We start from the raw sequence: 853 nt of genomic DNA, 5'->3' as shown, positions 1-853 counted from the left end.
CGGCATCCCCCGGGTGCCCGACCCGGCCCGGGGGGCCGGCACCGCCGGGGGGCGCCTGCCCTCCGACATGGCCGCGCGGCTGTCGCTGCGCAAGCGTCAGGTCGCCGTCAGCCTGGAGAAGCGGGGCGCCCGCGACGTGCGCGCCCGGGTGATCCTCGTGCTGGACGCCTCCGGGTCGATGAGCACCCTCTACGCGAGGGGCACCGTCACCGACGTGGTGGAACGCATGGCCGCGGTCGCCGCCCAACTCGACGACGACGGCGGCATGCAGGCGTGGACCTTCGCCTCCTCGCCCGCCCGGCTGCCCGATCTTCGCCCCGGCGAACTGCCGGATTGGCTGCGGCTGCACGTGCGGGTGGGGCAGATGAGCCTGTTCGGCCGTTCCCGCAGGCGCCCGCGCGACCTGGACCCCCGCCAGGTGGACATGCGCGCCGTCGGCATCCAGAACGAGGAGCAGAAGGTCATCTCCGAGATCCGCGCGTACGTGCGGGACGAGCCCTCCCCGCTGCCGACGCTCGTGCTGTTCTTCTCCGACGGCGGCGTGTACCGCAACGCGGAGATCGAACGCGAGCTGCGCGAGGCGGTGGAGGAGCCGATCTTCTGGCAGTTCGTCGGCCTGGGGCGGTCGGACTACGGCGTGCTGGAACGCCTGGACACCCTCACCGGGCGCCGGGTGGACAACGTCGGCTTCTTCGCCGTGGACGACATCGACCATCTCTCCGACGCCGAACTGTACGACCGGCTGCTCTCGGAGTTCCCCGCGTGGCTGACCGCCGCCCGGCGGGCGGGCATCCTGCGCTGAGCCGGGGCGCGGCGCCCGGGGCCGGATGGGGACGGTGCGGTCTCTTATACA

The 853-nt window shown here is 73.2% G+C and carries 1 protein-coding gene; it reads left to right on the top strand.

Annotation, left to right across the window (positions count from 1 at the left end; genetic code table 11):
- The coding region (locus FOE67_RS27230; RefSeq protein WP_182667478.1) for a vWA domain-containing protein at positions 1-802 on the top strand (802 nt) is incomplete at its 5' end.
- Positions 803-853 lie beyond the last annotated feature (51 nt).

The organism is Streptomyces calidiresistens, assembly GCF_014141525.1.
GTDB lineage: Bacteria > Actinomycetota > Actinomycetes > Streptomycetales > Streptomycetaceae > Streptomyces > Streptomyces calidiresistens.
This window is presented reverse-complemented; position numbering and strand designations above follow the sequence as displayed.